22 protein-coding genes are annotated in these 20,502 nt (G+C 62.0%); 11 read left to right on the top strand and 11 right to left on the bottom strand.

Annotation, left to right across the window (positions count from 1 at the left end; all coding sequences use genetic code 11):
* The 8 genes from BUA36_RS24835 to waaA all read left to right on the top strand — a co-directional run.
* On the top strand, positions 1-606 hold a 606-nt coding region (locus tag BUA36_RS24835; RefSeq protein ID WP_072787085.1), incomplete at its 5' end, for a sugar nucleotidyltransferase.
* Positions 603-1,151: a dTDP-4-dehydrorhamnose 3,5-epimerase gene (gene rfbC / locus BUA36_RS24840; RefSeq protein ID WP_072788565.1), complete on the top strand. Its 549-nt coding sequence runs from the start codon at positions 603-605 to the stop codon at positions 1,149-1,151. The genes BUA36_RS24835 and rfbC, both read left to right, overlap by 4 nt.
* Positions 1,148-2,005 (top strand): dTDP-4-dehydrorhamnose reductase, encoded by an 858-nt coding sequence (rfbD, locus tag BUA36_RS24845; protein WP_072788567.1) that lies wholly within the window; start codon positions 1,148-1,150, stop codon positions 2,003-2,005. The genes rfbC and rfbD overlap by 4 nt, the downstream gene beginning before the upstream one ends.
* A gap of 158 nt (positions 2,006-2,163) precedes the next feature.
* On the top strand, positions 2,164-3,258 hold the full coding sequence (locus BUA36_RS24850) for a glycosyltransferase family 4 protein (RefSeq protein WP_072788569.1): 1,095 nt from the start codon (positions 2,164-2,166) through the stop codon (positions 3,256-3,258).
* 70 nt (positions 3,259-3,328) lie between these two features.
* Positions 3,329-3,640 carry an H-NS histone family protein gene (locus tag BUA36_RS24855; RefSeq protein WP_072788571.1) on the top strand — a complete coding sequence of 104 codons (312 nt, stop codon included), beginning with the start codon at positions 3,329-3,331 and terminating at the stop codon, positions 3,638-3,640.
* Between the two features lie 24 nt (positions 3,641-3,664).
* On the top strand, positions 3,665-5,047 hold the full coding sequence (locus BUA36_RS24860) for a phosphomannomutase/phosphoglucomutase (RefSeq protein WP_072788574.1): 1,383 nt from the start codon (positions 3,665-3,667) through the stop codon (positions 5,045-5,047).
* A gap of 4 nt (positions 5,048-5,051) precedes the next feature.
* Positions 5,052-6,059, top strand: a complete 1,008-nt coding sequence (gene waaC / locus BUA36_RS24865; RefSeq protein ID WP_072788576.1) for a lipopolysaccharide heptosyltransferase I — start codon at positions 5,052-5,054, stop codon at positions 6,057-6,059.
* 2 nt (positions 6,060-6,061) lie between these two features.
* Positions 6,062-7,363: a lipid IV(A) 3-deoxy-D-manno-octulosonic acid transferase gene (gene waaA / locus BUA36_RS24870; RefSeq protein ID WP_072788578.1), complete on the top strand. Its 1,302-nt coding sequence runs from the start codon at positions 6,062-6,064 to the stop codon at positions 7,361-7,363.
* On the opposite strand, the gene BUA36_RS24875 is transcribed toward waaA, so the two are convergent.
* From BUA36_RS24875 to BUA36_RS24915, 9 genes are all read right to left on the bottom strand, one after another.
* Complete coding sequence (locus BUA36_RS24875; RefSeq protein WP_072788580.1) at positions 7,343-7,891, bottom strand: cytochrome b; 549 nt, start codon at positions 7,889-7,891, stop codon at positions 7,343-7,345. The genes waaA and BUA36_RS24875 overlap by 21 nt on opposite strands.
* Positions 7,892-7,917: 26 nt before the next feature.
* The gene (locus BUA36_RS24880) at positions 7,918-8,862 is read right to left on the bottom strand and encodes a M48 family metallopeptidase (protein WP_072788870.1); all 945 of its coding nucleotides are present in this window, start codon (positions 8,860-8,862) and stop codon (positions 7,918-7,920) included.
* Between the two features lie 5 nt (positions 8,863-8,867).
* Entirely contained in the window at positions 8,868-9,560 is a 693-nt protein-coding gene (locus tag BUA36_RS24885; RefSeq protein ID WP_371851500.1) for a lysophospholipid acyltransferase family protein, read from the bottom strand.
* Positions 9,561-9,627: 67 nt separating this feature from the next.
* Positions 9,628-10,194 carry a D-glycero-beta-D-manno-heptose 1,7-bisphosphate 7-phosphatase gene (gmhB, locus tag BUA36_RS24890; protein WP_072788872.1) on the bottom strand — a complete coding sequence of 189 codons (567 nt, stop codon included), beginning with the start codon at positions 10,192-10,194 and terminating at the stop codon, positions 9,628-9,630.
* A 15-nt stretch (positions 10,195-10,209) separates the two neighbouring features.
* The gene (gene glyS / locus BUA36_RS24895) at positions 10,210-12,318 is read right to left on the bottom strand and encodes a glycine--tRNA ligase subunit beta (protein ID WP_072788584.1); all 2,109 of its coding nucleotides are present in this window, start codon (positions 12,316-12,318) and stop codon (positions 10,210-10,212) included.
* A 14-nt stretch (positions 12,319-12,332) separates the two neighbouring features.
* Entirely contained in the window at positions 12,333-13,259 is a 927-nt protein-coding gene (glyQ, locus tag BUA36_RS24900) for a glycine--tRNA ligase subunit alpha (RefSeq protein ID WP_072788586.1), read from the bottom strand.
* Positions 13,260-13,340: 81 nt separating this feature from the next.
* On the bottom strand, positions 13,341-14,909 hold the full coding sequence (gene lnt, locus BUA36_RS24905; RefSeq protein WP_072788588.1) for an apolipoprotein N-acyltransferase: 1,569 nt from the start codon (positions 14,907-14,909) through the stop codon (positions 13,341-13,343).
* Positions 14,909-15,793 carry a CorC family transporter gene (locus tag BUA36_RS24910; RefSeq protein WP_072788590.1) on the bottom strand — a complete coding sequence of 295 codons (885 nt, stop codon included), beginning with the start codon at positions 15,791-15,793 and terminating at the stop codon, positions 14,909-14,911. Before BUA36_RS24910 ends, lnt begins: the two co-directional genes overlap by 1 nt.
* A gap of 83 nt (positions 15,794-15,876) precedes the next feature.
* Positions 15,877-16,791, bottom strand: coding sequence for a LysR family transcriptional regulator (locus BUA36_RS24915; RefSeq protein ID WP_084560328.1), 915 nt, complete (start codon positions 16,789-16,791; stop codon positions 15,877-15,879).
* 92 nt (positions 16,792-16,883) lie between these two features.
* On the opposite strand from BUA36_RS24915, the gene BUA36_RS24920 reads away from it, so the two are divergent.
* On the top strand, positions 16,884-17,834 hold the full coding sequence (locus BUA36_RS24920) for an MBL fold metallo-hydrolase (RefSeq protein WP_072788592.1): 951 nt from the start codon (positions 16,884-16,886) through the stop codon (positions 17,832-17,834).
* A 13-nt stretch (positions 17,835-17,847) separates the two neighbouring features.
* Here the strand turns inward: BUA36_RS24920 and ybeY are convergent, their stop codons facing one another.
* Positions 17,848-18,324: an rRNA maturation RNase YbeY gene (gene ybeY / locus BUA36_RS24925; protein ID WP_072788594.1), complete on the bottom strand. Its 477-nt coding sequence runs from the start codon at positions 18,322-18,324 to the stop codon at positions 17,848-17,850.
* Positions 18,308-19,408 carry a PhoH family protein gene (locus BUA36_RS24930; RefSeq protein WP_072788596.1) on the bottom strand — a complete coding sequence of 367 codons (1,101 nt, stop codon included), beginning with the start codon at positions 19,406-19,408 and terminating at the stop codon, positions 18,308-18,310. The genes ybeY and BUA36_RS24930 overlap by 17 nt, the downstream gene beginning before the upstream one ends.
* 147 nt (positions 19,409-19,555) lie before the next feature.
* Between BUA36_RS24930 and BUA36_RS24935 the strand changes: the two genes are divergently transcribed.
* Positions 19,556-19,879, top strand: coding sequence for a hypothetical protein (locus tag BUA36_RS24935; RefSeq protein WP_072788598.1), 324 nt, complete (start codon positions 19,556-19,558; stop codon positions 19,877-19,879).
* Between the two features lie 273 nt (positions 19,880-20,152).
* Positions 20,153-20,491: a hypothetical protein gene (locus BUA36_RS24940; RefSeq protein WP_072788600.1), complete on the top strand. Its 339-nt coding sequence runs from the start codon at positions 20,153-20,155 to the stop codon at positions 20,489-20,491.
* The last annotated feature ends 11 nt before the right edge of the window (positions 20,492-20,502 follow it).

The following is a 20,502-nucleotide window of genomic DNA, read 5'->3' on the forward strand; positions in this document are numbered from 1 at the left end:
GGCAAGGAGTTTGTAGGCGACTCGCCATCGGCGCTGATCCTGGGTGACAACATCTATTACGGCAACGACCTCGACGCGCTGCTGCGCCACGCCACCGAACAGGCCGATGGCGCCACCGTGTTTGCCTACCATGTGCAAGACCCCGAGCGCTATGGCGTGGTGGAATTCAACGAGCAGCGCACCGCCGTGTCGATCGAGGAAAAGCCGCAGCAGCCTAAATCGAACTACGCGGTGACCGGTTTGTACTTCTACGACAACCAGGTGTGCGACATCGCCGCCAGCATCAAGCCATCCGCGCGCGGCGAGCTGGAAATCACCGACGTCAACAAGGTCTATCTTGAAAAGGGTCAGCTGAACGTGGAAGTCATGGGCCGCGGCATGGCCTGGCTCGATACCGGCACCCACGAATCGCTGCTGGAGGCGGGCCAGTTCATCGCCACCATCGAGAAGCGCCAGGGCCTGAAAGTGGCTTGTCCGGAAGAGATCGCCTACCGCAAGGGCTATATCAACGCCGAACAGCTGCGCAAGCTGGCCGAGCCGCTCAAGAAAAACCAGTATGGCCAGTATCTGTTGCAAATCCTCGAAGACAAGGTGGTTCCGCGATGAATGTGATTAAAACGCCACTGGAAGGCTTGCTGGTGCTGGAACCACGCGTGTTCGGCGACGACCGCGGTTTTTTCTTTGAAAGCTATAACGCGCGCCGCTTTGCCGAGCTGACCGGCGTGGCAGCGGACTTCGTTCAAGACAACCATTCGCGCTCGACCAAGGGCGTGCTGCGCGGTCTGCACTATCAAATCCAGCAGGCGCAGGGCAAGCTGGTGCGCGCAACTGCAGGCGCGGTGTTTGACGTGGCGGTCGACATCCGCAAGAGCTCGCCGACGTTCGGCCAATGGTTTGGCGCCGAGCTGTCGGCCGAGAACAAGCGCCAGATGTGGATACCGGCCGGCTTTGCGCATGGCTTTGTGGTGATCTCCGATTCCGCCGAGTTCCTGTACAAAACCACCGACTACTGGGCGCCTGAACACGAACGCGCGATCCTGTGGAACGACCCGGCCATCGGCATCGACTGGCCAGCGCTGGATGCCGCGCCGCTGCTGTCGGGCAAAGACCAGGCGGCGCTGCTGCTGGCCGACGCGGAGGTGTTCGCATGAAGGTGCTGTTGACGGGTAGTACCGGCCAGGTGGGCTATGAGCTGGTCCGCAGTTTGCAGGGCGTGGGCGAGGTGGTGGCGGTGGACCGTCAGGTCATGGACCTGTCCAACCTGGACCAGGTGCGCGAGGTGATCCGCAGCGTCAAACCCAAGCTCATCGTCAATCCTGCTGCCTACACGGCCGTGGACAAGGCTGAGAGCGAGCCGGAACTGGCGTACCGTATCAACGCGGAAGCGCCGGGCGTCATGGCAGAGGAGGCCAAGGCCCTGGGCGCGGCGCTGGTGCACTATTCCACCGACTATGTGTTTGACGGTGCGCAGCCATTGCCGCGCGTTGAAGACGATCCGGTGGGGCCATTGAATGTCTACGGCGCCAGCAAACTGGCAGGCGAGCAGGCGATTGCCGCAGCCGGTATTCCGCACCTGATTTTCCGCACCAGCTGGGTGTATGGCATGCGCGGCAAGAACTTCCTGCTGACCATGCTGCGCCTGGCCAAGGAGCGGGATGAGCTGCGCGTGGTGGCCGACCAGCACGGCGCGCCAACCTGGAGCCGCACGATTGCCGATGTCACGGCACAAGTGCTGTCGCAGGCGCATGCCGGCGGCCGTGAATGGTGGGTGCAGAATAGTGGCGTTTATCATCTGAGCGCACAGGGTCAGACCACCTGGCATGAATTCACCCAGGCCATCGTTGAGGAAGCGGGCTTGAACTGCAAGGTCTTGCCGATTACCACGGCCGACTATCCGACGCCAGCCCGGCGTCCGCAGTATTCCGTGATGTCGTCAGAGCGCCTGATGGCACGTTTCTGCCACTTGCCGGACTGGAAAGAAGCGCTGCAGCTCTGCATGCGATGAGTTGTATCGATTGGTAAGCATACTCAACCGGGTAAGTTGCTACTGGTATGATGCCGGCGGGCCGCAAAGCGCGGACCGCCGCACGCGATACGGTACAATGCCCTGTTGGTATGCAGACAATGCCTCGTGTTGCGATACAACGCAGAACTTAAAATAATATGTTTTCCTTCTTACTGAGCTTTATCGCTTCCGCGCTGCTTACCCTGTTGGTGATTAAAGAAGCGAGATTGCACGGTCCGGCGCTGGACTCCAATTTCGATGGCGTGCAAAAAGTGCATGTCCATAATGTGGCGCGGATTGGCGGTCTATCGATTTTCCTGGCGGTGGCGCTCAGTTCCGCTATTTCCATCTGGCGGGTGCCCGTCCTGAGCCAATGGCTGCTATCGCTGCTGGCCTGTTCGGCCGTGGCTTTTATCGGCGGTATTGTCGAAGATTACACGGGCCGCGTGAGCGCCTTGCGCCGCCTGTTATTGACCATGGCGGCCGCCACGCTTGGCTATTTTCTGCTGGACGCCCGGATTGACCGGCTGGACTGGGCATTTTCCGCCTGGACCCTGCCGTATATGTGGGTCACCTTGCCATTGACAGTGCTGGCGGTGGCCGGCATCGCCAATGCGGTGAATATTATCGATGGTTTTAACGGCCTGGCCAGCGTGGTGTGTATTTGCATGCTGCTGTCGCTGGGTTATGTGGCGCTGCAGGTCAATGATATGTTTGTGCTGATTGCGGCGCTGATGGTGGCCGGCGCCACGGCCGGCTTCCTGATCTGGAATTATCCGGTCGGCCTGATTTTCCTGGGCGATGGCGGCGCCTATTTCATAGGGTTTATGCTCGGCGAGCTGGCCTTGTTGCTGGTCATGCGCAATCCGCAGGTATCGACCTGGTATGCCGCCTTGCTGCTGATTTATCCCGCTTTTGAGACGCTGTTTTCGGTCTATCGCCGGATGTTTGTGCGGGGTAAATCGCCTGCCATGCCAGACGGTATTCATTTGCACAGCCTGATTTTCCGCCGCGTGGTGCAATGGGCTGTCGGCCGCAAGGAAGCGCGGGCGCTGATCCGCCGTAATTCGCTGACCTCGCCCTATCTGTGGCTGTTTTCGCTGATGGCCGTAATCCCGGCGACGGTATTCTGGCGCCATACCTGGGTATTAATGGTGTCCTGCATCCTGTTCATCGGCAGTTATATCTGGATTTACGTGCGTATCGTCCGATTTAAAGCGCCGCGCTGGATGATACGTCACAAGAAACACTGAATCATTTAACAATGATGTAAACTATTCCCGCTGTGGTTTTAACTCTCATCACATAAAAAGGGAAATAAAAATGGATCTGTCGAATCTGTCGTCGGGCGAATTGCGCAAACTGCAGGAGCAATTGCAGCAGGAATTGAAAAAGCGCGAAAGCCAGGACCTGGCCCGCGCGCGTGAAGAAATTCTGGCCATCGCCAAAAGCGTTGGCGTGTCGGTGCAGGACCTGGTTGGCGGCGCCGCACCACGCGTCAAAACCGGCAAGGTGGCGCCGCAATACCGCAATCCCGCCGATACCAGCCAGGAATGGACCGGCCGTGGCCGCCAGCCCAAGTGGGTCAAGGATTGGGTCGACGCCGGCAATGATGTTGCCGCTCTCAAGCTTTAATACTTTTAACGGGTCTGATTAATAATGGTCTCTCTTTCCAAAACCATCTTCAAAGCCTACGATATTCGCGGCATCATCGATAACACGCTGGATGCGGGCGTCGCCCACCAGATCGGCGCTGCTTTCGGCCGTGCCGCACTGGCCAAAGGCGAGAAAAAAGTCGTAATCGGCCGCGATGGCCGCTTGTCCGGCCCATCGCTGGCCAAGGCCCTGGCGGAAGGCTTGCAGTCCGCCGGCGTGGATGTGATCGACCTGGGCGTGGTGGCCACGCCGATGGTCTATTTCGGCACCAATGTGCTGGGCGCCGCGTCCGGCATCATGGTGACCGGCAGCCACAATCCGCCGGACTACAATGGCTTCAAGATGGTGTTGGCTGGCGAGGCCATTCACGGTGAGGCCATCACCGGCCTGTACGACAGCATCCTGCAACACGACGGTTCGTCGGCGGCGGTAACGGGCGCCTACAGCACCTACGACATCCGCACGCAGTACCTGCAGCGCATCATTGGCGATGTGAAGATCGCCCGTCCGATCAAGATCGCAGTCGATTGCGGCAATGGCGTGGCGGGTGCGTTTGCCGGCGACCTGTACCGCGGCATGGGCTGCGAAGTGATTGAGCTGTTCTGCGAAGTGGACGGCACCTTCCCTAACCACCATCCAGATCCGGCGCACCCGGAAAACCTGCAAGATTTGATCCGCTGCCTGCAAGAGACCGATGCGGAAATCGGCCTGGCGTTTGACGGCGACGGCGACCGTCTGGGCCTGGTGACCAAGGATGGCCAGATCATCTATCCAGACCGGCAGATGATGCTGTTTGCCGGCGATGTCCTGTCGCGTAATCCAGGCGCGGAAATCCTGTACGACGTGAAGTGCACCCGCCACCTGGCGCCGTACATCGAGCAAGCCGGCGGCAAGCCGCTGATGTACAAGACCGGCCACTCGCTGGTGAAAGCCAAACTCAAGGAGACCGGCTCGCCGCTAGGCGGCGAAATGAGCGGTCACATCTTCTTCAAGGACCGCTGGTATGGTTTCGACGATGGCCTGTACGCCGGCGCGCGCATGCTGGAAATCCTGACCAAGGAACAAGATCCGTCGGCGTTGCTGAATGCACTGCCACAGTCCGACAGCACGCCCGAGCTGCACCTGCATCTGAAAGAGGGCGAGAACTTCGCACTGATGGACAAGCTGCGCGCGGATGCTGAATTCCCGGGCCATGAACGCATCATCACCATCGACGGCCTGCGTGTGGAATATGCGGACGGCTTCGGCCTGGCGCGTTCGTCCAACACCACGCCGGTGATTGTGATGCGCTTTGAAGCGGAAACGCCGGCGGCGCTGGAGCGCATCCAGGGCCAGTTCAAGAGCGTGATCCTGGCGGCCAAGCCAGACGCAGAACTGCCGTTCTAAACCCATGGCGACGACGCAAGCGCGCGGCGGCAGGCCGCTGAACATTCTGCTGGTGCGCGTGTCGTCGCTGGGCGATGTGCTGCATAACATGCCCATGGTGGCCGACATCGCCCGCCACTTCCCGGACGCGCATATCGACTGGGTGGTGGAGGAGGGCTTTGTCAGCCTGGTACGCATGAATGCGCGCGTGCGTAAGGTGATTCCGTTTGCGCTGCGCCGCTGGCGCAAGAGCCTTGGCAAGGCGGAGACGCGCGCCGAGATCAAGGATTTCTTCCGTACCCTGCGCCAGCAGGAGTACGACTATGTATTCGATACGCAGGGCCTGCTCAAGACCGGCATCATCATGGGCGCGGCGCGGGTGGCAAAGGGCGGCCGCAAGGTCGGCCTGGCCAACGGCAGCGAAGGCTCGGGCTATGAGGGCATCTCGCGTATCTTCCATCATCTGAGTGTGCCGACCGATCCGCGTACGCACGCGGTGGCGCGCGGCCGCATCGTGGCTGGCGCAGCGCTGGGCTATGCGGTGGATACGCCGGCCGATTTCGGCTTGCCGGCAGTGCCGGACGATACCCCGCGTCCGGAATGGATGCCGGCATCGTATGTGGTGTTGTTCCACGGGACGGCGCGCGACGCCAAGAAGTGGGCGCCGGAAAACTGGATCGCGCTGGGCCGCGAACTGGCGCCAATGCCGGTGCTGCTGCCGTGGGGTTCGCCGAAAGAAAAAGCGGAAGCCGAACATCTGGCGGCCAGCCTGCCGAATGCGCGCGTGCTGCCCAAGCTGTCGATGGCCGATGCCATCATGGTCGCGCGCCGCGCTGACCTGGTGGTGGGCGTGGACACGGGCCTGGTGCACATCGCTGCCGCGTTCGTGCGGCCGACGGTGGAAATCTACGCCGATTCGCCGCGCTGGAAGACCGAAGGCAACTGGTCGCCGCGCATTATCAATCTGGGCGACCAGGGCACGCCGCCATCAGTGGCGGACGTGCTGGCTGCGGCTCGGAGTTTGCTGGGCTAAACATGCGACTGTTTTATTCCGTGATGTGGTGGCTGGCCTTGCCGCTGGTGCTCGCGCGCCTGTGGCTGCGCGGCCGCAAGGAACCTGGCTATCGCCAGCATTGGGGCGAACGCCTCGGCTTGTATCGCCGCATCGACGCATCCGGCCGCGCTGCTGCGCCGGTGCTCTGGGTTCACGCCGTCTCCGTCGGCGAGACGCGTGCGGCGGAGCCGCTGGTGGACGCTTTGCTGGCCGACTATCCGCAAAGCCGCATCATCCTCACCCACATGACGCCAACCGGCCGCGCTACTGGCAAAGCCTTGTTTGCCAAGCATGGCGACCGCCTGCTGCAATCCTATCTGCCGTACGACACCGGCAGCATGGTCTCGCGTTTCATCCGCCACTTCCGGCCGCAGGTCTGCATCCTGATGGAGACCGAAGTCTGGCCCAACCTGATTGCAGTGTGCGGCGCGAAAGGCGTGCCGGTGGTGCTGGCCAACGCCCGGCTGTCGGAACGCTCACTGCGCAAGGCCACGCGCCTTGGCTCGCTGATGCAGAACGCTGCGCGTGGCATTTCGCTGGTCGCCGCGCAGACCGAAGCGGACGCCCAGCGCATCCGTTCGCTGGGCGTGCCGCGCGTGGAAGTCACGGGCAGCATCAAGTTTGATGTGGTGGTGCCGGACACCGCACTGGCCATTGGCGCCGCGCTACGTGCCGCGATCGGCGAACGTCCGGTCCTGCTGTGCGCTTCCACGCGTGAAGGCGAAGAAGAACTGATCCTGCAAGCGTATGTGAGCGCCCGCTCCGCGCTGCCTGCTGCAACGCTGCTGCTGATTGTGCCGCGCCACCCGCAGCGTTTTGACGAAGTAGAAAAAATGATCGCCGCGCGTGGCCTGACCGTCGCGCGCCGCAGCCAGCTGGTGCTGGACGGCAGCGCCATGCCGCACAGCGTCGAGGTGCTGCTGGGCGATTCGATGGGCGAAATGTTCGCTTACTACTCGGCCTGCGAGGTTGCCTTCGTCGGCGGCAGCCTGATGCCGCTGGGTGGCCAGAACCTGATCGAGCCGGCGGCACTGGGCAAGCCTGTGCTGATCGGCCAGCACACCTTCAACTTTGAACTGGTCACGGAAGACGCGCTGGCCGCAGGCGGCGCCCAACGCATCACCGACGCCGCCGACCTGATGTCTACCGCCGCCCGCCTGCTAAGCAACAGCACCCAACGTGCCACGATGGGCGACAATGCCCTGGCCTTCGCCAACCAGCACCGCGGCGCCACGCGCCGTACGCTGGCCTTGCTGCCTACTTTAATCAACCCGACGGCCTAACATCCGCAGCAGGGTGCCGTCCTTGTCGAGCAGGTGGTGTTTGAGTGCGGCTGCGGCGTGCAGGGCGATGAGGATAAGCAGCAGGTAGCCAAGCAGGCCGTGGGCTGCCTGGCCCAGATCAGACCACTGCTGGCTGAACGGGATCGCCTGGCCGTTGGCGTAGCGGCTGGGGAAAATCTCGAACGAGAAGATGCCAAAGCCGTTGCCGCTGGCGCCGGAGTAGATCATGCCGGTAATCGGCAGCACCACGGTCAGGATCAGCAGCACGAGATGCGCTGCCACGGCGGTGTGGTGCTCCACTTTGGACATCGCGCGCACCGGCTGCGGCAGGCCGTTGCGCCAGCGCCAGGTGAGGCGCACCAGAATCACGGCAAACACCAGCAGGCCAAACGATTTGTGGATGTGGTACAGGTGGAAGGATTCGGTCTCCACCATATAGATGCCAACTGCGATCAGGCCGAGTATGCCGAGCGCCACCAGCCAATGCAGCGCTACCGTAACCGCGCTGAATTTTTTGACTGTGTCCATGCCGTCTCCGTTATAAAAATCAGGAATTATGCGAACAGCACCGGCAGCTCCTGCGAACGTTTGCGCAGGAGGTTTTTGGCTTCTTCGTATTCGGGGTAGATCAGGCCGACGGTGTCCCAGAATTGCTGGCTGTGGTTCATCTCGAGGATGTGCGACAGTTCATGCGCCACCACGTAGTCGATCAGCGGCAGCGAGAAGTGGATCAGTTTCCAGTTCAGGCGGATCTTGCGGTCGGCGGTGCAGGAACCCCAGCGCGTGCCTGCCGACGACAGGCCAAACGAGTGGTACTGCACGCCCAGTCGCCCGGCATACAAGTCCAGCCGCTGTTCGAACAGTTCCTTGGCCTGCTGCTGGTACCACGCTTTCACGCGTTCCTTGAGCAGGTTTTCGCTGGCGCCGGGGACGAGTGTCATCCACAGCTCGTGTGTATTCGGATTGTAGATGCTGCGATTGCGGCCACCGACCAGCAGGCGCAAGCTGATGTCCATGCCCAGATACGGCAGCTGGGCGCCGTCGATCCACTCGACAGGCGGTTTCTCCAGACGCGCGGCGCGGCGTTCGCGGCGCTCTTTGAGCTTACTTAAAATCCAGTGCTGCTTGGTGCGGATGGCTTCATCGATCTCCGCGATGTTGACGCGCTTGGGCGCGGTCACGCGCAGGCCTTCGTCGTCGATCATGAAACCGATCGAGCGGCGCGTCGAACGGCGCAATTCGTATTCGAGGATGAATCCACCCACCATCAGCTGACGGCGCGGTGCCTGATCGACTGGTGGGGCAACGAGAGGGCGCCGCTTGACCGTTGCAGGCGCTTCTGGCGGTGCGACGTAAGGTGAGACGGGAAGTGTTTTCTGTGAAGGTGGAACGGACCATACCGGCGTGGTGTAAACCGGCCTGGGAGGCGGCGAGGCCTCCCTTCCGAACAAGTCCGGCTGGTTGGGATCGGGCGACGCCGGTTTGACCAGCGTGGCCAGATCATCTAACCAGCGTTGTAAGCGTGGGGCGAAATGACGCGCATTTCTGATTCGATCCAATTTTCCACCTGTTGCATCATGCCGTCCGGCGTCTGGCCTTCTGGCGAAATCGGCTTACCTATCGATACTGTAACAAGACCAGGGCGTTTGATGAAAGAGTTTTTTGGCCAGCATTCACCAGAATTATGCGCGACCGGCACCACCACCGAGCCGGTTTCAATGGCGAGGCGCGTGCCGCCGCTCTTGTACTTGCCCGCTTTGCCGACCGGGATGCGCGTCCCCTCCGGGAACATGATAATCCACAGGCCTTGCGCCAGGCGGCGCTTGCCGTGGCGGACCACTTCCTGGAAGGCGTTCTTGCCCTGCTTGCGGTCAATCGGGATCATGCGCAGCAGCGCCATCGCCCAGCCGAAGAAGGGAATGTACAGGATCTCTTTCTTGAACACGAACACCAGTGGACGCGGCATGTTCGGCAGCAGGAAGATGGTCTCCCACGCCGACTGGTGCTTGGACAGCACGATGGCCTGTGCATCCGGCAGGTTTTCGCGGCCGCGCACTTCGTAGCGGATGCCGCAGATCACCCGCAGGCACCAGATGATGAACACGTTCCAGCGCGAGGTGATGAAGAAGCGCTGGCGGTAAGGCAGCGGTGCGGCCAGGAAGCAGACGAGGGACCAGAGAACGGTCGACAACACCATGACGATGGTGAAGATCAGGGAACGCAGAAACAGAACGGGATGACCCAATGCAGACTCCAAAAACGGTTTAGCTGACGACGTGCAGTGCCGGCGGGGTGCTGGTTTTCAGCAGATGGGTGACCATCGCTGCCAGATCCGGGAACACCATGGTGCCCGGCGGGAGGCCGCCGGTGACCTGGGTTTTCTCGCCCTTGCCGGTGAGGACCAGATACGGCACGCAGCCGCTCACATAGCCCGCCTGCAGGTCGCGCAGCGAATCGCCGACCACCGGCACGCCTTTCAGGCTGATTTTATAGCGCTGCGAGATTTCTGTGAACATGCCCGGCTTGGGCTTGCGGCAGTCGCAGTTGTCCGCTGCCGCGTGCGGGCAGAAGAACACAGCGTCAATGTCCGCGCCCACTTGCTGCGCCAGATTGTGCATCTTCTGGTGGATCGCATTCAGCACGGTCATGTCGAAGAATTCACGGGCGATGCCCGACTGGTTCGACGCCACGACGACCCGGTAGCCCGCCTGGTTCAGGCGGGCGATGGCTTCCAGCGAGCCGGGAACGGGGATCCACTCCGCAGGCGACTTGATGAAATCCGGCGAGTCGTGGTTGATGACGCCGTCGCGATCAAGAATGATCAGTTTCATGGACGGCGCACCCATTTATGCCGCCAGCTTGGAGATGTCGGCCACGCGGTTCATCATCCCGTGCAGGGACGACAGCAGCGCCAGACGGTTGTTGCGCAGGGCGACATCTTCCGCCATGACCATCACGTCATTGAAGAAGGCGTCGACTTCTTCCTTCAGCTGGGCCAGGGTTTTCAGTGTGCCCGCGAAGTCGCCCTGGTTGAAGGCGGCGTCGATTTCCGGCAGCACGCGCACCACGGCGGCGTTCAGGTTGATCTCGGCGCTGTCCTGCAGCAGCGAGACGTTGACGCCGGTGTTGCCGGCGGCAGCCAGGGCTTCTTCGTTCTTCTTCAGGATGTTGGTGATGCGTTTGTTGGCTGCGGCCAGCGAGGCCGATTCCGGCAGCGCAGCGAAGGCTTGCACGGCTTCCAGGCGCTGCACGATGTCGTCCAGGCGGTCCGGGTTCTGTGCAGCCACGGCTTCGATCTCGTTGACCGAGAAGCCGCGCTCGCGCAGGATGCCGCGCAGGCGGTCCAGCATGAAGGCTGCAACGTCGGCCGATGGGTCTTTGAAGCCGGCGACAGCGGAGAACTGTTTTGCAGCGTCAGCCAGCAGGCCGGAGATCGACAGCGACAGACGCTTTTCGATCAGCATGCGCAGCACGCCCAGCGCGTGGCGGCGCAGTGCGAACGGGTCTTTGTCGCCGGTTGGCTGCAGGCCGATGGCCCAGATGCCGACCAGGGTTTCCAGCTTGTCGGCCAGTGCGACGGCGGTGCCGGTTACGGTCGATGGCAGGGCATCGCCAGCGAAGCGTGGCTGGTAGTGTTCCGATGCGGCCAGCGCGACGTCTTCTGGTTCGCCGTCGTTGCGGGCGTAGTAGGTGCCCATGATGCCTTGCAGCTCAGGGAACTCGCCCACCATGTCGGTCAGCAGGTCGGCTTTCGACAGGCGCGCGGCGCGTTCGGTCAGGGCCACGTCGGTATTCAGCTTGGCGGCGATGGCGCCGGCCAGTGCGGTGACGCGGTCGCTGCGTTCTGCCTGGGTGCCCAGCTTGTTGTGGTAGACCACGTTCTTGAGCAGCGGCAGGCGCGATTCCAGGGTTTTCTTCTTGTCCTGCTCGAAGAAGAATTTGGCGTCGGACAGGCGCGGACGCACCACGCGCTCGTTGCCGCCAACGATGGCGTCTGGCGTGTCGGTGGCGATGTTGGAGACGATCAGGAAGCGCGAACGCAGCTTGCCGCTGGTGTCGGTCAGCGCGAAGTATTTCTGGTTGGTCTGCATGGTCAGGATCAGGCATTCCTGCGGCACGGCCAGGAATTCGTCTTCGAATTTGCATTCGTAGACGACTGGCCATTCAACCAGCGCGGCCACTTCGTCCAGCAGGGCTTCCGGCATCAGCACCTGGTCGGCGCCAGCTTTGGCCAGCAGTTCGGCGCGGATCTGTTCCTTGCGCTCTTCGACGGAGGCCAGCACTTTGCCGTCGGCTTTCAGCGTGGCGGCGTAGGCATCGGCGTTGGCGATGGTGACGGCGCGTTTGCCTGGTGCGGTCAGGAAGCGGTGGCCTTCGGTGACGTTGGAACCGGTCAGGCCCAGCAAGGTCAGTGGCAGTACGGTGTCGCCATGCAGGGCGATCAGCGCGTGGGCTGGACGCACGAACTGCACGGTGGCGCCGTCCGGACGCTGGTAGCTCATGACTTTTGGAATCGGCAGCTTGGCGACCGAGTCTTCCAGTGCGGCTTGCAGGCCACCTTGCAGGGCGCTGCCTGCGGCGGTGTAGGTGTAGAAGAAGCTTTCGGCCTTGCCGTCCTGCGCGCGTTCCAGGTCGGCCACGGTCAGGTCAGGGAAGCCCAGTGCGGCCAGTTTCTTGGCCAGCGGCGGCGTGCCGTTGCCGTTCGCGTCCAGCGCGACCGATACCGGCAGCACTTTTTCGCGGATCGATTTGTCCGGCGATACGGCGCGCACCTTGGTGATGGTGACGGCCAGGCGGCGTGGCGTGGCGTAGGCGGTGGCGACGCTGTCGGCTTCCAGGAAGTCGCGCGATTTCAGGCCGTTGACGATGCCGTCCGCGAAAGCCTTGCCCAGTTTGGCGAGCGCCTTCGGCGGCAGTTCTTCGGTCAGCAGTTCGATGAGCAGAGTTTGAGTCATATCGTTTATATCGTTTATTTTGCAGCTGCGTCGGCGATGGCGGCGGTTTTTGGCGCCATCGGGAAGCCCAGACGCTCACGCGAATCGTAGTAAGCCTGCGCGACCAGGCGCGACAGGGTGCGCACACGGCCGATGTAGGCAGCGCGCTCGGTCACGGAGATGGCGCCGCGCGCATCCAGCAGGTTGAAGCTGTGCGAAGCTTTCATGATCTGCTCATAGGCCGGCAGCGTCAGCTGCGCTTCGATCAGGCGCTTGGCTTCCGATTCGTGGTTGTTAAATTGTGCGAACAGCAGCTCGGTGTTGGAATGCTCGAAGTTGTAGGCCGATTGTTCCACTTCGTTCTGGTGGAACACGTCGCCGTATTTCAGCGTTTTCGTCTCGCCGTTTTCTTCCCAGGTGGTCCACACCAGGTCGTACATGTTTTCCACGCCCTGCAGGTACATGGCCAGGCGTTCGACGCCGTAGGTGATCTCACCCAGCACCGGTTTGCAATCGAGGCCGCCGACTTGCTGGAAGTAGGTGAACTGCGTCACTTCCATGCCATTCAGCCAGACTTCCCAACCCAGGCCCCAGGCGCCCAGCGTCGGCGATTCCCAGTCGTCTTCCACGAAGCGCACGTCATTCTGCTTCAGGTCCAGACCCAGCGCTTCCAGCGAACCCAGATACAGGTCGAGGATATTTTCCGGCGCCGGCTTCATCACCACCTGGTACTGGTAGTAGTGCTGGCCGCGGTTCGGATTCTCGCCATAGCGGCCATCTTTCGGACGGCGCGATGGCTGGACGTAGGCGGCGCGCCAAGGCTCTGGGCCGATCGCGCGCAGGAAGGTACCGGTGTGGAAGGTGCCGGCGCCGACTTCCATGTCGTATGGCTGGAGCAGGGCGCAGCCTTGCTTGTCCCAGTAGGTTTGCAAGGTCAGGATAATTTGTTGAAATGTCAGCATCTTGTAATCGTCGGTGGCATGCCCTGGCGATGGCCGGCGGGCAGGCGGTTGCAGTTTCGCTAAAGCGATGATTTTAGCGGGTTAAGCGGCTTTTGGCTGATTTTTCGAGCGTTTTGCCCAAAACCACGCGCCGCACAGGGACAGTGCCAGCAGGACCAGGAAAAGCTTATTGCCCCACAGGATATATGGGGTGCTGCCGGCCATGCCCTGCACCTTGGCGGCCAGCGTGCCGAAGGTATTCATCGGCAGCTGCTGTACCACCGTGCCTTCGCCATTGATGATGGCGGTGGCGCCGGTATTGGTCGCCCGCAACATGGGGCGGCCGGTTTCCAGCGAGCGCATCTGCGAGATCTGCAAATGCTGCGGAATGGCGATGGTCTCGCCAAACCAGGCCAGGTTGGAGACGTTGAGCAGCATGGTGGCCGGTTTCTGGTCCTGCGCCGGGTGGTTGAGCTGGTCGGCGATCTCTTCGCCAAACAAGTCTTCGTAGCAGATGTTGGGCAGCACGCGCTGGTCCTTGATCGGGAATGCCGGCTGGATTTCGCGGCCGCTGGTCTGGTCGCCGAGCGGAATCGACATCAGGTTGACAAACCAGCGGAAGCCGTAGGGGATGAATTCGCCATACGGCACCAGGTGGTGCTTGTCATAGCGGTAGTAGCGCGAGCCCGTGGACGGAATGCCGATCACGCTGTTGAAGTAGGCGGTCTGGCTGTCGGCCAATGGAATGCCCAGCACCAGGTTGCTGCCGGTGCGGTTCATGAATTGCGCCAGGCCCGCCAGATAGTCCGGCGGCAACTGCTGCGGCAGCATGACGATGGCGGTTTCCGGCGTGGCGATCAGGTCGGCCGGGGCTGCGGTGATGGCGTCCTGGTACAGTTTGATCGTTGACAGCACCTTGGCGCCGTTGAATTTCTCGTCCTGCGGAATATTCCCTTGCAGCAGGCGTACCGAGATCGGCTTGCCTTCCGGGTAGGTCCATTGCAGGAAGCTCAGGCCGACGCCGGCCACGCAGATGGCGATGATGAGGCCCGCCGCGCGCACGCGGGTGCGGTGCAGCAGCAACAGCAGCGCGCCGGCCAGCACCGCAGCCAGCCAGCCCAGGCCGTACATGCCGATGACCGGTGCGAAACCGGCCAGCGGGCTGTGGTTGTGGGCGTAGCCGGACGACAGCCACGGGAAGCCCGTGAACAGCCAGCCGCGCACCCATTCAAACAGCGCCCAGATGGCCGGGAACACCAGCAGATTGGCGGCTGGCAGCGGCAGCGTCCAGCGCTTGCGCAGCCAGGCGGCGGTGGCCATGGCGCCGGCGCCGTACAGGCCCATCGCGGCGCCCAGCAGCAGCACGGCCAGCGCGGCCAGCGGCGCCGGCATGGCGCCGTAGGTATGCATGGAAACGTACAGCCAGTGCACGCCCGCCACGGTCCAGCCGGTCACAAAGGCCCAGCCGATCAGCGCGGCAGCCTTGACGCTGCTGCTGCGCAGGACCTGGTAGAACAGCGTGGCGAGGCCAAGGATTTCCAGCGGCCACCAGCCGAATGGGGCAAAAGCAAACACGCACAGCGCGCCCGCCAGGCCGGTAATGATCATCCGGCCTTGGGTTGAGCGTTGCGGCTTGGGTGGATCGTTGGGATTGGCGCGGCGAAAGCGCATTATGCGTCGTCGCCGGTGGCGGGGGCAGGCGGCAGTTTTTCGACCGTCAACACGTGGATCTGGCGGGCGTCGGCGCGCAGCACTTCAAAGCGCAGGCCTTCGAAATCGAAGGTGTCGCCCTTGTGCGGCATGCGTCCCAGATGCTTGGCAACCAGGCCGCCGATGGTGTCGACGTCATCGTCCGGCAGGGCGGTGTCCAGCTCTTCGTTGAATTGCTCGATCTCGGTCAGCGCCTTGATGCGCCAGCGTGGACCGTGCTGGCCTTCGCGGATCGACAGGATGTTGTCTTCCTCTTCATCGAAATCGTATTCATCTTCGATGTCGCCGACGATCTGCTCCAGCACGTCTTCGATGGTGATGAGGCCGGCAACGCCGCTGTACTCGTCCACCACGATGGCCATGTGGTTGTGGTTGGCGCGGAAGTCGCGCAGCAGCACGTTCAGACGTTTGGATTCCGGGATGAAGATGGCGGGACGCAGCATGTCGCGCACGTCGAACGATTCTTCGGCGTAGTAGCGCAGCAGGTCCTTGGCCAGCAGGATGCCGATAACCTTGTCGCGCTCGCCTTCAATCGCAGGGAAGCGCGAGTGGGCCGTTTGCAGCACCAGCGGCAGCCATTCCTCGATCGGCTTGGAGATGTCGATGACGTCCATCTGCGAGCGTGGAATCATGATGTCGCGGGCGGACAGGTCGGATACCTGGAACACGCCTTCGATCATCGACAAGGCGTCGGCATCGATGAGGTTGCGTTCGTGGGCGTCGTGCAGAACTTCGAGCAGCTCCGATCGGTTTTCGGGCTCGGGGGAGATGAAGGCGGTCAGCCGTTCAAACAGTGACCTATGGGGTTTAGCGTCAGTCTTGACGCTACTAGAGTGCTCTTGCATAGCGGGCGTGAGCCGTTGTTTCGAAGAGGCATAGGATACACCAAATGGGCGACAGGGGCGGCTTTTGTCAAAAAAACACGGACTCAGGTAGACGTATTTTCTCCCAGTAACTGCGCGCGCAGCCAGCGGTGGGCCGGGTCGTTGTCGCTGCGCGGATGCCAGGCAATCGACAGGTCGAACTGGCCGGCATCGAGCGGCAGGTCGATGATGTCGAGCTGACCGGTGTGGCAGGCCAGGAACTCCTGCGGCAGCGAGCAGACCAGGTCGGTGGCCGCCAGGATGGCCGGCACCAGGCCGTACTGGGACACGGACACCGCCACGTCGCGCTGGTAGCCCTGGGCTTCGATCAGCGCGTCCATGAAGCCGCGGAAGCCCCCTTCGTTGGAAACGATCACGTGGCGCAACTGGCAGTAGCCGGCCAGGTCCAGCGGGCCGGTGCCGCGCGGATGGCCTTTGCGCTGGGCCATGCGGTAGCGCGTCTGGGTGATGCGGCGGATGCGCAAGGCGTCCGGCGCAAAGCGCGGGCCACCGGCCAGCAGGTCGATCTCGCCGCGCTCCATCTGGCCGACGATGCGGTTGAGGTCGTGCGGGACGAAGGCCAGCTTCAGGTCTGGACCGCCGGCCTGGTCGATCTGGCGCAGCAGCGACATCATGATCATGGTGATGCTGTTGTCGTTGCCGGCGATGCGGAAGGTGCGCTTGGCGCTGCGCGGGTCGAACGGCGCCGGCGTCTGCGCGACCGCCTGGTTGAGGGCGTCCAGGGCGGCGCGCAAGGGTTGCTGCAAGGTCAGCGCGTAGGGCGTGGCCACCATGCCACGGCCGTTTTCAGCCGGCATCAGCAGTGGATCGCCGAACAGCGTGCGCAGGCGCGCCAGCTGGGCCGACAGCGCGGGCTGGCTCAGGTGCAGGCGCTGGGCGGCACGGCTGACGTTTTTTTCTTCCAGCAGCCGGTCCAGTGACACCAGCAGCGGCAGGTCGGCGCCTCGTATATCCATCATGGTTATACCTTGAATATTAATTATCGATTTTACGTATACATGCTAGCGGGTTTTAATGGCGCTGTGTTCCACATTACTCAAGGACTTCCACCATGAAACGCCTCGTCTCCTTGCTGGCCAGCGCCATGATCTTCTCGGCCCACGCTGCCGCCCCCATGTCCACCACCACTGATAGCGGCGTGTACCGCATGCAGCTGGGCGACTTCCAGGTTTCGGCCTTGTCAGATGGCACGGTAACGCTGCCGATCGACAAGCTGCTGACCGATGTCGCACCAGCGGTGCTGCACAACGCGCTGCAGCACGACAACCTCAAGCCGATGATGGAAATTTCAATTAACGCCTATCTGGTGAACACCGGCGGCAAGCTGGTCCTGATCGATACGGGCGCCGGCGATTCCTTCAAGCCGCCCGTGGTGGCGCGTGCCGGACGGCTGCAGGAACGCCTGCGCAATGCCGGCTACACGCCGGAGCAGGTGGATGCGGTGCTGCTGACGCACATCCATGGCGACCATTCGGGCGGCCTGTCGCTGAACGGCAAGGCGCTGTTCCCGAATGCGCAGGTGTATGTCGATCAGCGGGATGCGGCGTTTTGGCTCGACCAGCGCAACCGCGCCACGGCGGCGACTGGCCAGCAGCACGGTTTCGATGAGGCGCAGGCGATGCTGGGGCCTTACGTCAAGGCAGGCCGCTTCAAGACGTTTGACGGCGCCACCGAGATCGTGCCGGGCGTGCGGGCGCGTCCCGCCTACGGCCACACGCCGGGACACAGCTTGTACGAGGTGGAAAGCCATGGCCAGAAATTGCTGCTGATCGGCGACCTGCTGCATGCGGCGTCAGTGCAATTGCCGCATCCGGATGTCACCATCAAGTTCGATGTGGACAGCAGTCAGGCCCGTGTACAGCGCCGCTCGGCGCTGGCCGATGCGGCCAGGGAAGGTTACTGGATTGGTGCGGCGCATATTTCCTACCCTGGCCTCGGCCACATACAGGCCAATGGCAAGGATAGCTACCGCTGGGTGCCGGCCAACTACAGCGGCTGGTAAATCAAGAGAACCGTCAGGAACGCTCGGAGGCGTAGGGATCGGCGTAGCCCAGTTCGGCGAGGATCTCGGTTTCTATGCCTTCCATCTCTTCCGCTTCCTCATCGTCCATGTGATCGTAGCCTTGTGCGTGCAGCACGCCATGGACGATCAGGTGGGCCGTGTGTTCTTCCACGGTTTTCTTTTGTTCGGCCGCTTCCTTCTCCAGCACATCGGTGCACAGGATGATGTCGGCCTGGGTTGGCGCGTCTTCCGGCAGTTCCTCTTCGCCTTCGTTGTAGGCAAAGGTCAGCACGTTGGTGGCGTAGTCCTTGCCGCGGTATTCGCGGTTCAGCGCCTGGCCTTCTTCGGCAGCGACAAAGCGGATCGTCAGTTCGGCCGGCGCGAACAGCGCGGCCTGTATCCACTTGCGGATTTTGGGACGGGTGATGGTTTCCTGCAGGCGCGGATCTGCGTACTGCACCGACAGCGTCAGTTTATTTTTTGCGGACATTTTTGAGAGCCGTGGCTTTGAGTAAGGGAGCGATTTCCGCTTCGTGGTTGTGGGCGGTTTCGTAGGCGTCAACGATGCGTGCGACCAGCGGGTGGCGCACCACGTCTTCGCTGTTGAAGTGGCTGAAGGCGATGCCGCGCACTTCTTTCAGCACCTGGATCGCGTCCACCAGGCCGCTCTTCTGGTTCTTGTGCAGGTCCACCTGGGTGACGTCGCCCGTGACCACAGCCTTGCTGCCAAAGCCGATACGGGTCAGGAACATCTTCATCTGCTCGACGGTGGTGTTCTGCGCCTCGTCCAGAATCACGAACGCGTGGTTCAGCGTGCGGCCGCGCATATAGGCCAGCGGGGCGATTTCAATTACCTGTTTTTCGAACATCTTCTGCGTGCGGTCGAAGCCCAGCAGGTCGTACAGCGCGTCGTACAGCGGGCGCAGGTACGGGTCCACCTTCTGTGACATATCGCCCGGCAGGAAGCCCAGGCGTTCGCCCGCTTCCACCGCAGGGCGGGTCAGGATGATGCGTTTGACGGCGTCGCGTTCCAGCGCGTCCACCGCGCAGGCGACCGCCAGATAGGTCTTGCCGGTACCCGCCGGTCCGACCCCAAAGCTGATGTCGTGTTCGAGGATGTTGCGCAGGTAGCGGATCTGGTGCGGCGTGCGGCCGCGCAGGTCGGCGCGGCGGGTTTTCAGTACCGGGCTGTTGATGTCGATTTCGACTGCCGGCACGGTTTCCACCTTGCGCGGCTTGGTGGGCAAGGGCGCTGCGCCATCGGCGGCAGGCGCTTCCACGGCGGCCAGGCCGGCGTGCATGCTGGCGCGCTGTTCCACCAGTGCCAGTTGCACTTCTTCGATCGGCACGATCTTGTTGGCGATGGCGTAGAAGTGCTCAAGGATTTCCACCGCGCGTTCGGCGTTGTGGCCGCTGACGATGAACTTCTCGCCGCGGCGGAAAATGGTGACGTCCAGCGCCGCAGAAATCTGGCGCAGGTTCTCGTCGAGCGGGCCGCACAAGTGGGCCAGGCGCGCGTTATCAAGCGGCTCCGGGACGAAGTAGTGCGGCTGGACTGGAGTTTTGGTTTTCAATGGGATATCTGGTGTGAGAAGGCCCGGTGAGGGCACAACTGTTAGTTTATCGTATTTGCCGCCGGCAGTGCCGTTAGGGCTTGATTTTGGCGCTGTTTGCTCTACAGTAGAGATGTAGCCTCTCGGCAATTTCTATGGAGTTGCATCATGGCAGTCAACGTTACTTCCGCAGCGCGTCCCGACCCGGTGCAACATAACCTGCGGGAAACCCGCGCGGCCCGCACCGAGCAGCGCAGCCAGCAGGCGACGGACGCACGCCGTACCGAACAGAATGACCGTGCCGAGAATGGCGATGCCCAGATCCGGCAGCGCGTAAAGCAGAATACCGAAGCCTCGCGCAATGAAGCGCGCGGCAATGACGACGCCGCTGCGGCCCAGCGCCGTGACGCCCAGCAAGCCGATAAAAAGGCCGATACGCAGCGTCGCCAGAACGAGAAAACGCTGGGCCGCCACATCGACACCACCGCCTGATTTTTCCCTCCTCCTCCGCTGTAAAGCTGAACTTGCTTTGTGTAACAGTTTCCTACAAGTTCTTGCGTGCGACACACTCCATCCCCATGTGTTGAAATAGCATTGTTGCTAAGGTTTCTAGCCACTGATTGATGTCGAACAATCTTAGCGCGGTGTGCGCTGGTATCTTGCATGAATGGCAATCAGCTGCAGCAAAACTTTGTTGAAAGAATCTAAGTTTTGCTTAAGTTCGAACCAGCACTATTTGTTCACCCCAACCCAACGAGGAAAATCATGGCACATCATGCTCTCGCTTCCCAGGAAAGCTACAACCCCAACCACCTGCTGGATATCTTGCTTGGCAAGATGCAGCTGAAAAATGATGCCGCACTGTCGCGTCTGCTGGAAGTCGCGCCACCGGTCATCAGCAAAATCCGTCACCACCGTTTGCCCGTCGGCGCTTCGCTGCTGATCCGCATGCATGAAGTGACCGGCATGAGCATCCGCGACCTGCGCGACCTGATGGGCGATCGCCGCACCAAGTACCGCCTGTCCGACGCCCAGGGCCGACCTAAGCCTGAAGACCGTCCAGGCGCAGACAAGGCTACGGCAGGAAGCGCGGCGCATCATTAATGCGCTCCGCG

The organism is Duganella sacchari, from assembly GCF_900143065.1.
GTDB lineage: Bacteria > Pseudomonadota > Gammaproteobacteria > Burkholderiales > Burkholderiaceae_D > Rugamonas > Rugamonas sacchari.

Bases quoted from the DNA above. Each gene is read 5' to 3' on its own strand.
- rfbC (WP_072788565.1), top strand. From the start codon at position 603: ATGAATGTGATTAAAACGCCACTGGAAGGCTTGCTGGTGCTGGAACCA.
- rfbD (WP_072788567.1), top strand. From the start codon at position 1,148: ATGAAGGTGCTGTTGACGGGTAGTACCGGCCAGGTGGGCTATGAGCTG.
- BUA36_RS24850 (WP_072788569.1), top strand. From the start codon at position 2,164: ATGTTTTCCTTCTTACTGAGCTTTATCGCTTCCGCGCTGCTTACCCTG.
- BUA36_RS24855 (WP_072788571.1), top strand. From the start codon at position 3,329: ATGGATCTGTCGAATCTGTCGTCGGGCGAATTGCGCAAACTGCAGGAG.
- BUA36_RS24860 (WP_072788574.1), top strand. From the start codon at position 3,665: ATGGTCTCTCTTTCCAAAACCATCTTCAAAGCCTACGATATTCGCGGC.
- waaC (WP_072788576.1), top strand. From the start codon at position 5,052: ATGGCGACGACGCAAGCGCGCGGCGGCAGGCCGCTGAACATTCTGCTG.
- waaA (WP_072788578.1), top strand. From the start codon at position 6,062: ATGCGACTGTTTTATTCCGTGATGTGGTGGCTGGCCTTGCCGCTGGTG.
- BUA36_RS24875 (WP_072788580.1), bottom strand. From the start codon at position 7,891: ATGGACACAGTCAAAAAATTCAGCGCGGTTACGGTAGCGCTGCATTGG.
- BUA36_RS24885 (WP_371851500.1), bottom strand. From the start codon at position 9,560: ATGGTGTTGTCGACCGTTCTCTGGTCCCTCGTCTGCTTCCTGGCCGCA.
- gmhB (WP_072788872.1), bottom strand. From the start codon at position 10,194: ATGAAACTGATCATTCTTGATCGCGACGGCGTCATCAACCACGACTCG.
- glyS (WP_072788584.1), bottom strand. From the start codon at position 12,318: ATGACTCAAACTCTGCTCATCGAACTGCTGACCGAAGAACTGCCGCCG.
- glyQ (WP_072788586.1), bottom strand. From the start codon at position 13,259: ATGCTGACATTTCAACAAATTATCCTGACCTTGCAAACCTACTGGGAC.
- lnt (WP_072788588.1), bottom strand. From the start codon at position 14,909: ATGCGCTTTCGCCGCGCCAATCCCAACGATCCACCCAAGCCGCAACGC.
- BUA36_RS24910 (WP_072788590.1), bottom strand. From the start codon at position 15,793: ATGCAAGAGCACTCTAGTAGCGTCAAGACTGACGCTAAACCCCATAGG.
- BUA36_RS24915 (WP_084560328.1), bottom strand. From the start codon at position 16,791: ATGATGGATATACGAGGCGCCGACCTGCCGCTGCTGGTGTCACTGGAC.
- BUA36_RS24920 (WP_072788592.1), top strand. From the start codon at position 16,884: ATGAAACGCCTCGTCTCCTTGCTGGCCAGCGCCATGATCTTCTCGGCC.
- ybeY (WP_072788594.1), bottom strand. From the start codon at position 18,324: ATGTCCGCAAAAAATAAACTGACGCTGTCGGTGCAGTACGCAGATCCG.
- BUA36_RS24935 (WP_072788598.1), top strand. From the start codon at position 19,556: ATGGCAGTCAACGTTACTTCCGCAGCGCGTCCCGACCCGGTGCAACAT.
- BUA36_RS24940 (WP_072788600.1), top strand. From the start codon at position 20,153: ATGGCACATCATGCTCTCGCTTCCCAGGAAAGCTACAACCCCAACCAC.